The following is a 14,619-nucleotide window of genomic DNA, read 5'->3' as shown; positions in this document are numbered from 1 at the left end:
CAGCTCGATGAAGGCAGGGCCCTTTGATCCGGAAGCCTCGGCGATGGCGGCAAGAATGCCTTCGCGGCTGTCGCTGCCGGAAACCGACGCATAGCCGCTCGCCTTCGCTACAGCCTGGAGATCGACCGAGAAGCCGGCCGTCGGCTGGGCGCCGACGGAATCATGCACGCCGTTGTTGAGGACGATATGGACGAGGTTCTTCGGCGCCGCCTTGCCGATGACCGGCATGGCGCCCATGTGCATCAGCACGGAGCCANGAATCATGCACGCCGTTGTTGAGGACGATATGGACGAGGTTCTTCGGCGCCGCCTTGCCGATGACCGGCATGGCGCCCATGTGCATCAGCACGGAGCCATCGCCGTCGAGGCAGACGACCTGGCGATCCGGCTGGGCGATGGCGATGCCCATGGCGATCGACGCGGTGTGRCCCATGCCGCCGACGGTGAGAAAATCCTTCGGCGCGGTCTCGCCCTTGCGAACGCGGTATTCGTAGAGTTCGCGCGAGGTAAAGCCCGTCGTCGCGACGATGACGCTGTCYGSCGAAATGGCTTCCGCGACGATCTCGATCGCCTCTTCGCGCGACAGCGGACCACCCGAAGGCAGCGTCTCGCCCTTGCCGGCAAAGCTCTCGAACGCATCCTTGCGGACCAGGAGCGCGACCGGCTGGTTGCGCTCCTTCATCATGGCGACGGCCTGGCCGATGACACCAGCGGCATCCGTCGACTGTTCGACGACGATATAGGGAACTTCGAGCGCATCAAGCAGGGCAGGCGTGACGCGGCCCTGCTTGACATGCTGCGGCTCGTCCTTGACGCCGGGTTCGCCGCGCCASCCGATGATCAAGAGCATCGGCACGCCGTAGACCTCGGCATCGGCGATCGACGTCAACGGGTTGACGATATTGCCGAGGCCGGAATTCTGCAGATAGACGCAGCCGTAATTGCCGGTGCCGAGATGGTAGCCGGTCGCAAGTGCTACGGCGGCGCCCTCATTGGCGGCGATGACATGATGCGTGCTCGGCACCGTCGCCGTGACGCATTTGCACAGCTCCTTCAAGAGCGAATCCGGGACGCCGGCAAARAAGGTGATGCCRTTGTCCTTGAGGGTTTCGAGAAAGCGYTCCGGCTGCATTATTTCGTACCCGGGATAAGCGAGAGRATCTCGTTGATCGACATGATCTGGGAATCGGCTTCCAGCGAACGGCCRTGGCGCAGGATCGACTGRGCGGTCGACAGCATCGCCGGATAGGCGCTGCGCAGCAGGTGGTTGGCATGGATGACGATATTCGCGCCGGCGGCGACMAGTTCTTCCTCGGTTGCCGARTTATAGCTGGAGGGAACGACGACCAGYGGCTTGTCGCCACGGAACYTGTTGAAATGCTCGCAGAATTCCAGGATYTCCGCCGGGCTCTTGCGGCGCGAATGGATCATGATGCCGTCMACGCCGGCTTCGCAATAGGCGCGGGCGCGGGCAACGGCGTCATCCATGCCGCGATCAAGGATCAGGCTTTCGATGCGAGCGATGATCATGAACTCTTCRGTGACCTTGGCGGCCTGGCCGGCGGCGATCTTCTCGCAGAAGCCGTCGATCGTATCCTGCTGCTGATCGACATCGGTYCCGAACAGGGAATTCTTCTTCAGGCCGACCTTGTCCTCGATGATGGCGGCGGAAACACCGACACGCTCCAGCGAGCGGACGGTGAACTTGAAATGCTCGATCTTGCCGCCGGTATCGGCGTCGAAGATGATCGGCTTGGTCGTCACTTCGCAGATATCGTTGAGGTTTGCGATGCGCGAAGAGATATCGACGGCCTCGATGTCCGGCTTGCCCTTGACGGTGGATTCCGTCAGGCTCGATGCCCACATGGCGTCGAAGCTGCGCGTTCCGGTGTCGAGCTCGACCGAAGCATGCTCGACGATCACCCCGGTGAGCGGGGTATGGACTTCCATGACSCGCACGAGATCCTTGGCGGCCAGCAGCCGGCGCAGCATGCCGCGGCGGATATCCGCCGTGGTGCCGATTTCRCGAACGGCCTTGTTCAGCTGGGTCGAGGAAACGCCCTGCGTATAGGGCACGTCGACCAGCTGGCCGCCCCAYTTCGCCAGCGCTTCCACAACCCGACGGCGGGTTTCGCGCTGAACGCCTTCCTTCCAATCATCGCCATGGACGACAAAATCGGGGCGCTCGGCTTCGAGGTTCGGTACATAATCCAGCGTTTCCTGCGGGATAACGCGAACGACGCCCTTGAGTGCCTCCACCACGGCGCTGCGCTGCTCGTAGGACATATAGGGCACGCGCTTGTAGCTGGCGATCGCCCGATCGGTCAGAACCCCGACCGTGACATCGCCAAGTTTCACCGCTTCCTTTATGATGTTTAGATGGCCTGGATGGATAATATCCGCACTCATGGCGACATATACTTTTTTATTCAGGGACATCTAAANCCTGCGGGATAACGCGAACGACGCCCTTGAGTGCCTCCACCACGGCGCTGCGCTGCTCGTAGGACATATAGGGCACGCGCTTGTAGCTGGCGATCGCCCTGTCGGTCAGAACTCCGACCGTGACATCGCCAAGTTTCACCGCTTCCTTTATGATGTTTAGATGGCCTGGATGGATAATATCCGCACTCATGGCGACATATACTTTTTTATTCAGGGACATCTAAAAACCTCTTCTTCAACCTGTAGCTGGTGTATGTGATTTCGCGTCGAACTTTCGGTGTTTTAGATGAATTTGAGCTACGCGCAAGACGAAAATCTCCTTCGCTGTGCACGAGGTGCGTGTCGCCGCTCAATGAAAATTCCTGCTAGGGTCTGCTTTCCAGACGAACGGCTTGGGTTCTTCGTTGTGCTCTTTGATAAAGCGGTGGATGGCTGCCTGACGATCAACGACCGAATGAAAAGACACCGTTCTTCAGCCGTCGACGGGTGGGTTTTGCGAAGAAACAGTCGACGGCGTTCCACCAGGAATATCATGTCGGAACGAAATGGAAGATCCAGCGTGGGTGCTGCGCCAACTAGGTCCGGACTTTAAGCTCTTCGTGTGCTGCGTAGTTGTCCAGCATGACGTGAAACCCCTTATCTGGGGCAACTGAGCTACAATCGTGTTGAGCAAGCGGATGAATTCCTGATGCCGGTGACGCTGCATATTGCGGCCGATGACGAAGCCGTCGTGAACATTTAGAGTTGCGAAAAGTGTCGTTGCGTTGTGCCGCTTAGATTTATGGGTCATCGTGCCGGCACGACCTTCTCATGGGGAGAGCCTTGCAAGAGCTTCACGCCGTCGTCAAGCCGGGAGAAATGATCGCAGAACTCCAGATCCAGAAAGGCCGGCTGATCCACCTATTTTCGTGCCGCGTTGAAGCGCGGCCTCCGTCTCCTCGAAACCTTCCATCATCAGGGCGGCGGCAAGGTCGCCTTTCACGATATAACCCCCGCTTTTCACGGAATTGGCGAATAAGTCTTTGTGCGGCGCTCTTATAGGGACTGAGATCGACCGATCGCATGTCGTTGTTAGGTATGGCCCGCACATCCCTGCCGGGAGGGCGGGCCTTCTAGCTACTCTTTTTCTGCAAGTATCCGGCATAGGAAGGGGTCTTCGCCCATATATGGCGATAGCCCGCGGGATTCCTCAGAATGCGTTACTCTGAATCCTGCAGCTTGCAACGTCTCGGTCATCTCCCGCAGCGGGATATAGCGGCGGTAATGTCCGCCGAAGACGTGCGCTTCCTCGGCATCCTTTTCCGTGCGGAACTCTAGCGCTACTTTCACCCCAGCCGGAAGGGTGGCCCTCATGGCGTCGATGATCACATCCTGAATGTCTTTTGTAACCGAATGGAGGAAAAACCGCATATACACGACGCGATCGCCAGTTGCTGGAACATCAGAACCAAAGGCTTTTTTCAGGAGACCTGACACTTCCTCCGACCTGCTGGCGTCAACTCGAGAAAAGGAGATGGTGGACAGTTCCTGCGAGTTCGAGGTTCCCTGGGCGATCGCCTCGACCGCCCGGTCAGAGGCAAACACATGATGACCATGTTGGGCGAAATAGACGGAATCGCGGCCCGATCCGCATCCCAGTTCAGCAATGACGCTTTGGGGACGTAGTCGTTCAGCTACGAAATTGGCAAACGACGATCCGCCGGCGATCGGATTGTCGCGGTAGAACTGCTTCCAATATAGGGATGAGACTTCGGGCACAGTGAGGTGATAGCGACGGTCCCAATGCCGGGTCCTTGACTTATGTTTGAAGCCTGGGTCAGGTATCCGCCAACGCTCACCGAATATCTGTGCCAGCATCGCGTCGTGGTTGCGCGGGATTTTAATTTTTAAATTGCCGATCTCTGCATCGACAAGATTGTAGAAATCGTCACTCTTAGTTAGGGCTGGGCCGTGAGTCCCGTATGAAAGCTCGTAGTTCTCGCTCTCATTGAAGTAGCTGAAGAAAATATCGAATTTATGCGAGGTACCGGGAACTCTGACCCATGTGTGGGTTTTTTGAGCCCTGAGAGAGTACCCACGATCAATAAGGAAGCCACAAATTTGCGCAAACTCCCGGCGGACGTCTTCCGGATTTGAATATTTGGAGATGTAGGCGCTGTCGAAATCATTGTCGTGGCCGATGAAGTTCCTTTCTCGAACGGCGCCGAGCATGGTTCCATAGGTCGGGAACAGGTCGTATCCAAACTCGGCCTTAACTTCTGCCGCTACGGTATCGAAAAGCTCGATAAGCTTGACTTTGAACACTTCGTCTTTGTGAAGTGAAAGCCTAAGTTTCCCGTATTTGTTGAAGACGAACCCTTGGTCAATCTTCTCAAATAGTTTTTCAACCCGGCTTTTTCGAACGATCTTCGAGATGCGCTTATAATACATGCCGCATTGAACGATTGGCAGAGCGTTACCATTATACTCGATTTCTACCCGGTCATCCGTTCCAAGAAAGTTGAAAAGGTCCCCAATCTGCCGGCTGAAGCCATACTCTTGGAAGCCGCCTTCGAACTTAATGCGCTTTGCTGGCGCTGTAGCGGCCACGACCCGACCGTTCACCTTTATGAGGACCTTGTCATGATCCCCTGTTGGAATAACCCAACCGCGAACTTGTTCACGGCTGATCTCAGCGACAACACCCATTCCGGAGGCACCGGCGTTCTGGCCCGAGGCCGAAGAATTATCTGCGGTGTGGCGCTTGATGAGCTCAACGATCTTGGCGTCTAGCAGCTCGTCAAATTGTTTCGCAGCATTTTCCCGCCGCTTATCGGCTGAAGAGGTGGTGCCGTCGAGATATGAGGCTTGGCCGTCTACACTAATCAACTCAACTATAGCATTGGATATCGTCATCGTGCCTATATTCCCCTTTTTTGACGCGGAGAAGAATTAGCGATCATCTAACGAATTGCAATACGCCTGTCATAAAACTGACGTACCGGCTCTGGGCCAGGGCTGGGGCGCACTTAGTATTTCGGATCTTCGCGTAGGGTCCTTGACATAGTAAACAGCCCGAGCCCACCAACCGACACCAATACGGTAAAAACAACTGCATACTCGACATTCAGACCGGTCGCTTGGTATCCTGGATATATCGTGGTTCTAAAGAGCATGACGATATGGACAAGTGGGTTCCACATCAGGAAATCGTGTGCTGTTCGGGGCAGGGCGTCCGGAAGATGAAAGACGCCTGATACCAGGAAAAGCGGGCGATTAATCAGGGCGAAGATTTTTTCATACAGAGGGTACGCGTTGAAAAGGACCACGTTAGCCATACCTACTCCAAGCCCGAGCGTTGTCGCCAAAGCAAACGCAGAGGCTGCGGGCCCTAGTTCGAGATACCGAAAATGTGAAATCTCCGACGTGGTTATCGCAAATACGAGGAATGTGACCAAAATCGATGTTAGGAGTTGCACGATATAGCGTCCAATTACCGCATCAATTGGGGCGACGACAGGGTAAGAGAACAGGTTCTTGTTTGCCTTTACGGAACTCGCGATATAGTGGGACATTCCCTGATACGCTGCGAAGGGGAGATATCCCGAGGCGAAGAAAAGTGCGATATCTGTGCCCAAAGCAGGCGATCTGGAAATGGCGCCCCACAAAAACGTCATCATTAGAACGTGCGCCAAAGGGTCAAGAATAGCCCAGAGATACCCGCCAGGTTTATTTCCATAACGCGCGGACGTTTCCCGTATGGCGAGCGCGGCAACGACGCGAAAATGCTGGTTTATATAATACACGAGGGTCCTATTGTTTTTGGGGGGGTGAAGGTGGGCGACGGCTATCCTTCATCAGGGTCGCTGGCGGCTTCATCTGCCTCTCTCGCCCTGTCGTCTTTGGCGTCATTCAAGGCGTAAAGGCTCGCTATACACAACGCGATCGGAGCGGTGTCGGCAACGCAGCTTTCGTTTGCCCCAACGCGGGCCGCTCCAGTCGTTCCGTCCCAGCTGGCGCCGCCAACGGGACCGGAAGCAATAGCCAGAAGCCGGGCCGCATCGAAAGATGCCGTATATCTCGGGATTTTCGCTGGCTTTCCTTGAGGCGAAACCCAACACGCCGCCTGTGTTTTTGTCGCTGTAATCTTCTTGTATCCCAAAGACTGCGCAATGAAACCATCAAGCGTTCGTGATGGTTTAGACGCCGCCTTCAGTTTGGCGATAACGTCCTTGAATTTCATTTCGGTCCCTCATGCTTTGGATGAGCATAACGACGCTGAAAGAATTCATCAAGATCAGGAGATACCCAAAGGCGAGATCATCTCGGCTCATCTGTTGCGAGGACATCGTTCAATAAATTTGCCAATCGCAATCCAGCGAGGTTCAAGCGTTCTTTTACCACAGGCCAGTTATCTTCTGCATAGGTGGAGGGCAGGACGACCGGTGCCGCGGTGGGGTTCGCAAGCGTGCCAACTAAGATGACATCTCGTGTGATGTCACGGCCTTCCAGCGCCCAGTCGATGGGCGTTATTTTGTTCGCAAGGTAGCGTTTTCCGGATTCTTGGACACGTTGTGCAAGAGTGCGCACGTCGCCTCGCTGGTTGGTAACAATATAAGTATCCCAGACCTTGTGCAGCGTAACCTCGCGTTTGCGGAAGATTACCTTCAGGCCACGCCCTGCCTCTGTTGCGTGCATCGGCATGTGGATATCGCCAACAAAGTGGATCAAGTACTTCAAAGCCATCACCCTAGCCTCTGTCCTGGCCTTCGGGTCACGCAGCACCTCGATGTTCGCGTCAATTGCCGCGAGAATGCAGTAGTTTTTGCCGCAATCGCGAGGATTGTAAGGCTCATAGCCTCCATCGATGCGAACGGAGTGAGATGGTTGGATCGGGATTTTCAGGCGGCGGACGCCATCGGCCCAGTTCGCCACGTCGGCCATCGAGGACTTGCCTTCCTCGGCAAGAAGTTCACCTACCGCTGCGAGGGCACGCGGCGTCAGATGCTGCTCGGCGATGATGGCAACGATCACGTGGCCTTTTACACCCCAGGCAAGGGCTGACGTGAAGCCGCACAGCAAGAGCACAGCGGTGAGAGACAGTCGCTTCATGGTGAGCTCCAATCATATCGGCAGCACTTGCCTAAACCTCTGGCCAGCAAGAATCGAGCCGACGTCTAGCCCGATCATAAGAGATCAGGAATTACGCAGCGAGGGAGATTATTTCGGCCCGACAGCTTCGTGTGGCTGCGGTCCATGGGGATCGGGTAGCGCTTCAACCGTTGAAACCTTCTCCCAAGGTTGCATCATCGCCGCCGCCTTTTCGGCAGCGTCCTCAAGGTTCGCAGCTTCGATCGCTACTTGACGAGCTGGCGTTGTGTCGACTGCGTCATCCTTTGTCGTGATCATCCATCGTGGCATCGGGAGTCTCCACCAGTGAGTAGGCGAGGCCCGGCGCGAGCGAATCTCGGTCGGGCCCTTGTCGACCCGGAGAACCAAAACTACAGGCCAAGTGATTACTAATCGCGCCAACGTCTTTAGGTTCCTCAACGGCAAAAGACAACATCATGACAGTTCGCAAGCGGACGGCGCTGGCCTTGGTTCATACTGCCGCTTCCATGGGCTGGGACAAGGGTGCCGCCGGCATCCTTGTCATCTACAAGGCGCAGAGCTGGCCTCGATAGCGTGAGCCAGAACCTCGTGCCGTGGGAACCGAAGACAAAAGAAGAGCCGACGAGTAGTTAATCCAACCTGACCAATTTAATGTTATTCGATGCCCGTAGGTGCGGAAGCTTCGTCGCGAGCTGCATGAATTTGTGGCACAGCGCCCTTCCGTTTCCGCGCAATTACGAGCGGCGCGAAGGACGGCGGCATTACCTTCACCTCCCCGCTCTCTATTCGGGTATTCAACATGCGAAGCGCTGTCTCCGGCCTCCGAAACGGAAGTCCGGATAGTGCGACGGCGTCATACTTCCACCATTGAACAGCGAGCATTCGCTCTATTAGCTCATCGGGGAACCGCATCGATTTGACTACAGCCGGGACTCCCGAGACAATCGCATAGGGTGGAACGGATTTAGTTACAACGGCGCCAGCGCCGATAATCGCCCCGTCTCCAATCTTTACACCGTTCAGCAATGTCACGTTAGACCCAACCCAAACATCATTTCCGATCATCGGCGGGCATTTTCGTTTCGTCGGGTCGGTTTTCCTATTGCGCGGCGAGAACTCGAAATCCTTGTGCCATTCGTGAAACTTGAATTTTGTGGCAGAGAACTGGAAAGGTGACGTGCTGAGCCACGTGATCGGGTGCTCCGACTCCCCGGCGCTCAGCCCCGGCGCAATACTGCAGTACCGGCCGATAGTGGGAAGGCGATTAATCACCGCCGGGCCTCTGACGTAGGTGTACGCGCCAATGCACATAGAACCGCTAAGTTTTAACGGTCCTATCAAGCGGACAGGACATTCTGTCTCAATGACGGCTCGGCGGCCAACGATTACATCTGTTGCGACGGCTTTCACGGTCATCTCTCGCGGTTAGGTCCCGTTGAGCACGGCTCCTCAGAACGCTATCTATACTCGTCATAAACATCGCTGTGGCCGGAAGCAAGATACTGCCATCACCATCATCAGTAGACACAATTCCGTGTCGGTCGCTAATACAATAGGCGGTCGGGGCAGATCTGTCTGTCAATCACATCGGAGCGGCTCGACGCCCTGGAGCAAGTTGTCGAGCAGCTCCGTCTTCAATTTGGCGATAGGGAGAGCCATCTTCACTCGACACGATTACGTCGGGGACACTGTGGCGGTGAAGTTGAGCTGTCAGTCGTGACGCAAAGTAGACGTGTCCGGTCGGACGTTGTCAGCCATTTAGAAATGCGACATGTCCGCTTGCACCGGGGCCAGCCCCCGACCGGACCGGCTGGGCCGGGTTGCAAGGGCAGGGCGGGGGCGGCTGAGGGCCACCCCCTTCGACTTTAGCTTTCTCAGTGGCAATTGTTGCGCCGCCGGTTGTACTATGACCAGGCGTGTGTTGCAGGGCAGGGATCAGAGCCGCGGGATGCTTCCGGAAATCAAATTGCAGGGCAACGTCGATATCGCCGCGCTGTCACCCCTTCTTCGCGGCATGCTTCTTGCCGTTGCCTACGCCGACGGTGAGGGTGGCATAGGATTGACAGCAACCGGCGCCATGAACCGCAAATTCGTGCATTGGGCCGCCGTCCACTTCCTCTGGCCAGGCTTCACAGCCGAAGACCTCTACGGCATGAACAAGGTGCTCAATGAAGGCGACATGCCGCCACTTTGGGTGGTGCGCGACATGGCCCGTCATCTGAAGCTTCTTCGCCGGAAAAAGGATGTACTGCTGGCAACCAAACGCGGCCGGGAGTTTTTGGCAAAACCGCAAGCCTTCTTCGATCTGATCGCAAGCGATTATCTCTATTCTTATGTCCACGACACCGAACGGGACGAGGAGGTGCGGGCGCGGTTACGCTGGTGGCGCCTGTTCCTCAATCTTCTCAATATCAAGGCCAGAGAAGGTTGCACGCCAATCGATATCATAAAGATCCTCGATCCAAGCCTGGCACATCTGAGGGATGGCGACATAAAAATGGAGGCCTGGGAATTGAGATCTGACCTCCAGTATGGCGTCTTTCGGCGCTTGTGCTGGCTGGGTTTGCTTTATGAGGCGCGAGAGGGACTCACGCTCCTTCAGGATGGAGCCTTCCACAGGACGCCACTTTGGCCCGCTTGCCTGCAATTGGAATCGGATACGCAAAGCGACATCGGCGTACATTGACGATCCTTATTCCGCAGCCGGCGGCCTCATCAACGCTTTCTCGCGCCGCGCAATCACCACCGGATCGTTCATGTTGTCCGTTGGTCGTCCTGGCTTACGGCCTCGCGGCGTGTAGCCATTCTTCTCGCTGTTGGTCTTCACTTTGGATACTGGCCTCTGATCCTGCCGTTCCTTGATATAGGCCAGCACCTCGCCGAGCCGCTTGTTCTCGGTAATCGCCGCATGTGTCACCCGCTGGTCCTTGTCGAACACCGTGTAGGGCAGGGAGTACCCCTTCCACCGCACATCCAATCGGCCATCCGCATAGGTATAGGTCTCGACATAGCGACCAACCAGACCCCGCGTCACCTCGGTCTCCTGCAGCATGATCCGCTGGCGCTCGAACGAAAAAACGTCAGTTGCGTCCCAACCTAACGCTGCTCACGCTTGCACAGAATGTCCCTGAGCCGGTCCGACGCTAGATTCACCGGCCGGTGCAGATCGTCGGAACGGGTAGGGGCGATGGCAAAGCGCTGGTTATACTGCGCCATGAACTGCGGCAGGAAGGCATTGCCGTCGTCCATGCCGGAAATCCCCGCTAACCGCATGTCCTTGATCAGCCGGTCCTGCAATGTCCGGTTCATCCGCTCGACGCGACCCTTGGCCTGGCTCGAATTTGCGCAAAGGATCTCGATGTTGAGCTCGCAAAGCGCCCGCCCGAACTGGGTCATGCCCTGGCCACCCCTGGCATCCTTCTTCGCCACCCGGAACACCGAATGCTTGTCGGAATAAAAGGCGATGGGGGCGCCGTGATCCTTCAGATAAAGCTCCAGCGCCTGGAAGTAGCTGAACGCACTTTCGGATCGTACGAAGCGTAACTGCATCAACTTGCCGGTGGCATCATCGATGAACACAAGCAGTGTGCAGGGGTCGCCTCGATCTTCGAACCAGCGATGATCCGACCCGTCGATCTGCACCAGCTCGCCATAGGCCTCGCGTCGCAGTCGCGGTTGATGAAACGTCCGGCGCTGCTTGCGCGACAACCAAAGCCCAGCCTCTGCCATCCAGCCGCGCAGCGTCTCGCGCGACACACGCAACCCATCGCGTTCGGCAAGCTTCTCGGCAACCAGCGTCGGGCCGAAGTCCGCATAACGTTCGCGGACCAGCGTCATCGCATAATCGCGAACTCCATCGCTGATCCGGTTGTTCGAGGGCCGGCCGATCGCCTTGTGCCCGATCGATGCCCCGCCACCCGTTCGGATCCGCTCCAGCAGCCGACGGACCTGGCGCGTGCTCAGGTTAAGCACATGCGAAGCCGTCACCATCATCATGCGGCCGGCCATCACCTTCGACAAAACTTCAATCCGCTGCAGATCACGCTCGCTCATCGCAATCAATCCCATCGGCTTTCTCCCAGTTCATCAGAACCCGGGAAGTGTGACATTCCAACTTTGCAAAAGTAGGACATTCTAACTTTGCGGTGGAGAAGCTAACCCAAGCGCATCATAGCCGTTTACAGAGTAGGGGATCACGGCCCATCCTGCAAATGTGCCATAAATGCCTCGGCAGGCGTCTTGTATCCGAGGCATTTACGCGGTTGATCGTTGATAAGGCGAGTGAGGTGGAGAAGGTCACGTTGCGACACCACTGCTAGATCTGTGGAGCCCGGCAGGAAGCGTCGGATGCGCTTGTTGGTGTTCTCAACGGTCCCTTTTTGCCAAGGCGCACTTGGGTCGCAAAACCAACTCCGAGCACCGATCCCATCCTCTAAAGCCCTAAATCCGGCAAACTCGGTGCCGCGGTCAAACGTAAAGCTTTGACGCGCGAACGCGGGTAGAGCAGAAAAAGCTCTAATGATCTTGTCCATGATTGGATGCGAGTGGCGACTCGGATTCTTGATGAGAACCGTATAGCGGCTTTTGCGCTCCACGAGGGACGTAACATTGGCATGGCCGAATGGGCGTTCAAAGATGAGGAGGTCGCCCTCCCAATGCCCAAACCTTGATCTATCTCCAACAAAATCAGGCCGTTGGGATATCCGATGCGTAGCTGGAAACGCACCGTCGCGCGGCTTCCTGGAGCGCATTGGACGACGTTTGCGGCGTGCTTCGGTCAGGTACTGATAGAGACCAAGCCCATAATCTTCCTTGCTATAGATGAAACGATATATTGTCTCTTTGCACACGCGAATACGACTGAGCCCGTCCAACAGCAGCCGTCCGGAAATCTGCTCCGGGGACCAGCGAGCCTCCAACTGATTGATGATCTCTGTTCGTAATTCCGGGTGACGCAGCAGCTTTCTCAACCGGCGACGTCGGTCTCTGGCAATATCGTTCGCAACGTGGCCGTAATAGCCGTCATAGTCCGGTAGTTCGCGATCCCTAAACGTGTTGCGTCGGATCTCGCGATAGATTGTGGAAGGATGGCGACCAAGTTGACGCGCCATCTCATTGACGGGAACTTTCGCCGCCACCAGATCATGCAGGCGTCGACGATCGGCGAGGGTGATCTGCGTATAGCATCGGGACATGCCAAATTCTCCAAAACGAAGCCATTGAAATTACTGGCATGTCGCACTTGGAAATAGAATGTACCCGGCTACACACTTTGTGGCGGTGAAGTTGAACTGTCCACGGTTGCGCAAAGTAGAAATGTCACTTCGGACGTTGTCAGCCATTTAGAAATGCGACATGTCCGCTTGCACTGGGGCCAGCCCCCGACCGGACCGGCTGGGCCGGGTTGCAAGGGCAGGGCGGGGGCGGCTGAGGGCTACCCCTTCGGCTTTAGCTTTCTCACTGACAGCTGTGCCGTCGCCGGTCGGTACCTAAGGCGACATTGGCGTGCGTGACAATCCTTATTCCCCAACTTGCTGTCTCAGCAACGCTTTCTCGCGCCGCGCAATCACCGCCGGATCGTTCATGTAATCCATGCGCCTTCCGGGCTTGCGGCCTTTCGGCTTATAACCATTTTTGGCGCTGTTGCTCTTCACCACCGGCTTCACCTGCTGATCCTGACGCTCCTTGATATAGGCCAGGAGTTCACCGAGCCGCTTGTTCTCGGTAATCGCCGCATGCGTCACACGCTGCTCCTTGTCGAACACCTTGTAGGGCAGGGAATAGCCCTTCCAACGCACATCCAATCGATCATCCGCATAGGCATAGGTCTCGACATAACGACCGACCAGACCTCGCGTCATCTCGGTCTCCTGCAGCATGATCCGCTTGCGTTCAAACGAGAACGTCAGCTGCGATCCGACATAACGCTGCTCGCGCTTGCACAGAATGTCCCTGAGCCGGTCCGACGCGAGGTTCATCGGCCGATGCAGATTGTCGGAACGGGTAGGGGCGATGGCAAAGCGCTGGTTATAGCGCTCCATGAACTGCGGCAGGAAGGCATTGCCGTCGTCCATGCCGCAGATGCCCTCCAGGCGCAGATCCTTGATCAAACGGTCTTGCAAGGTCCGGTTCATCCGCTCGACGCGGCCTTTCGCTTGGCTGGAGTTTGCGCAAAGAATCTCGATGTTTAGCTCGCAAAGCGCCCGCCCGAACTGGGTCATGCCCTGGCCACCCTTGGCATCCTTCTTCGCCACCCGAAACACCGAATGCTTGTCGGAATAAAAGGCAATGGGGGCGCCGTGATCCTTCAGATAAAGCGCCAGCGCCTCGAAGTAGCTGAACGCACTTTCGGATCGTACGAAGCGCAACTGCATCAGCTTGCCCGTCGCATCGTCGACGAACACCAACAGCGTGCAAGGATCGCCTCGATCTTCGAACCAGCGATGATCCGACCCGTCGATCTGTACCAGCTCGCCATAGGCTTCGCGCCGCAAGCGCGGTTGATGAAACGTCCGGCGCTGCTTGCGTGACAGCCATAGTCCGGCCTCCGACATCCAGCCGCGCAACGTCTCGCGCGACACACGCAATCCATCGCGTTCGGCAAGCTTCTCCGTCGCCAAAGTCGGCCCGAAATCCGCATAGCGTTCGCGAACCAGCGTCATCGCATAATCGCGAACTCCATCGCCGATCCGGTTGTTCGACGGTCGGCCGATCGCCTTGTGCCGGATCGATGCTCCGCCACCCGTTCGGATCCGCTCCAGCAATCGACGCACCTGGCGCGTGCTCAGGTCAAGCACATGTGACGCCGCCACCAGCGTCATCCGGCCGGCCATCACCTTCGACAAAACCTCAATCCGCTGCAGATCACGCTCGCTCATCGCTATCAATCCCATCGGCTGTCTCCCAGGTCATCAAAACCTCGGAGAGTGTGACATTCCAACTTTGCAAAAATAGGACACTTTAACTTTGCGGCTACACACTTTCATCGCGTAATATGAATTATGGAACCAGCACGCGTTTACGCTGGTGTTCCTGTCAAAGCACGGTCATGTTTCCCAAACACCTCATAAAGCAGCGGATGTC

Annotated in this window: 10 protein-coding genes and 3 pseudogenes; 1 reads left to right on the top strand and 12 read right to left on the bottom strand. The window is 56.6% G+C overall.

Annotated features, from left to right (window positions below):
- Positions 1-257: 257 nt before the first annotated feature.
- The 9 genes and pseudogenes from aepY to ASD31_RS27020 all read right to left on the bottom strand — a co-directional run.
- On the bottom strand, positions 258-1,132 hold an 875-nt coding region (aepY, locus tag ASD31_RS27030), incomplete at its 3' end, for a phosphonopyruvate decarboxylase (RefSeq protein ID WP_413813768.1).
- Positions 1,132-2,409, bottom strand: coding sequence for a phosphoenolpyruvate mutase (gene aepX, locus ASD31_RS00525; protein WP_200952112.1), 1,278 nt, complete (start codon positions 2,407-2,409; stop codon positions 1,132-1,134). The genes aepX and aepY, both read right to left, overlap by 1 nt.
- A gap of 36 nt (positions 2,410-2,445) precedes the next feature.
- The coding region (locus ASD31_RS27025) for an adenylyltransferase/cytidyltransferase family protein (RefSeq protein WP_413813783.1) at positions 2,446-2,635 on the bottom strand (190 nt) is incomplete at its 3' end.
- 159 nt (positions 2,636-2,794) lie between these two features.
- Positions 2,795-3,253: pseudogene (locus ASD31_RS25110) on the bottom strand (transposase); the annotation flags it as partial.
- Between the two features lie 308 nt (positions 3,254-3,561).
- A complete protein-coding gene (locus tag ASD31_RS00515) occupies positions 3,562-5,340 on the bottom strand; it encodes a class I SAM-dependent methyltransferase (RefSeq protein WP_056328093.1) in 1,779 nt (592 codons plus the stop codon).
- Positions 5,341-5,453: 113 nt separating this feature from the next.
- Positions 5,454-6,230: an ABC transporter permease gene (locus ASD31_RS00510; RefSeq protein WP_056328092.1), complete on the bottom strand. Its 777-nt coding sequence runs from the start codon at positions 6,228-6,230 to the stop codon at positions 5,454-5,456.
- Between the two features lie 41 nt (positions 6,231-6,271).
- Positions 6,272-6,667: a hypothetical protein gene (locus ASD31_RS00505; protein WP_056328090.1), complete on the bottom strand. Its 396-nt coding sequence runs from the start codon at positions 6,665-6,667 to the stop codon at positions 6,272-6,274.
- Between the two features lie 77 nt (positions 6,668-6,744).
- Positions 6,745-7,536, bottom strand: a complete 792-nt coding sequence (locus ASD31_RS00500) for a S1/P1 nuclease (RefSeq protein ID WP_056328088.1) — start codon at positions 7,534-7,536, stop codon at positions 6,745-6,747.
- A 926-nt stretch (positions 7,537-8,462) separates the two neighbouring features.
- A pseudogene (locus ASD31_RS27020) lies at positions 8,463-8,598 on the bottom strand (DapH/DapD/GlmU-related protein); the annotation flags it as partial.
- Between the two features lie 886 nt (positions 8,599-9,484).
- On the opposite strand from ASD31_RS27020, the gene ASD31_RS00485 reads away from it, so the two are divergent.
- Positions 9,485-10,222 (top strand): hypothetical protein, encoded by a 738-nt coding sequence (locus ASD31_RS00485; protein ID WP_056328083.1) that lies wholly within the window; start codon positions 9,485-9,487, stop codon positions 10,220-10,222.
- Positions 10,223-10,228: 6 nt separating this feature from the next.
- Here the strand turns inward: ASD31_RS00485 and ASD31_RS00480 are convergent.
- The 3 genes and pseudogenes from ASD31_RS00480 to ASD31_RS00470 all read right to left on the bottom strand — a co-directional run bounded on the left by ASD31_RS00480 (position 10,229) and on the right by ASD31_RS00470 (position 14,429).
- Positions 10,229-11,604 (bottom strand): annotated as a pseudogene (locus ASD31_RS00480) (ISNCY family transposase).
- A gap of 125 nt (positions 11,605-11,729) precedes the next feature.
- A complete protein-coding gene (locus ASD31_RS00475) occupies positions 11,730-12,731 on the bottom strand; it encodes an IS30 family transposase (RefSeq protein WP_056328082.1) in 1,002 nt (333 codons plus the stop codon).
- A 324-nt stretch (positions 12,732-13,055) separates the two neighbouring features.
- Complete coding sequence (locus ASD31_RS00470) at positions 13,056-14,429, bottom strand: ISNCY family transposase (protein WP_056328081.1); 1,374 nt, start codon at positions 14,427-14,429, stop codon at positions 13,056-13,058.
- Positions 14,430-14,619: the final 190 nt, after the last annotated feature.

This window comes from Rhizobium sp. Root482 (assembly GCF_001426565.1).
Taxonomy (GTDB): Bacteria; Pseudomonadota; Alphaproteobacteria; order Rhizobiales; family Rhizobiaceae; genus Pararhizobium.
The sequence above is the reverse complement of the archived record's forward strand: the minus strand, read 5'-3'. Positions and strand labels throughout refer to the sequence as shown.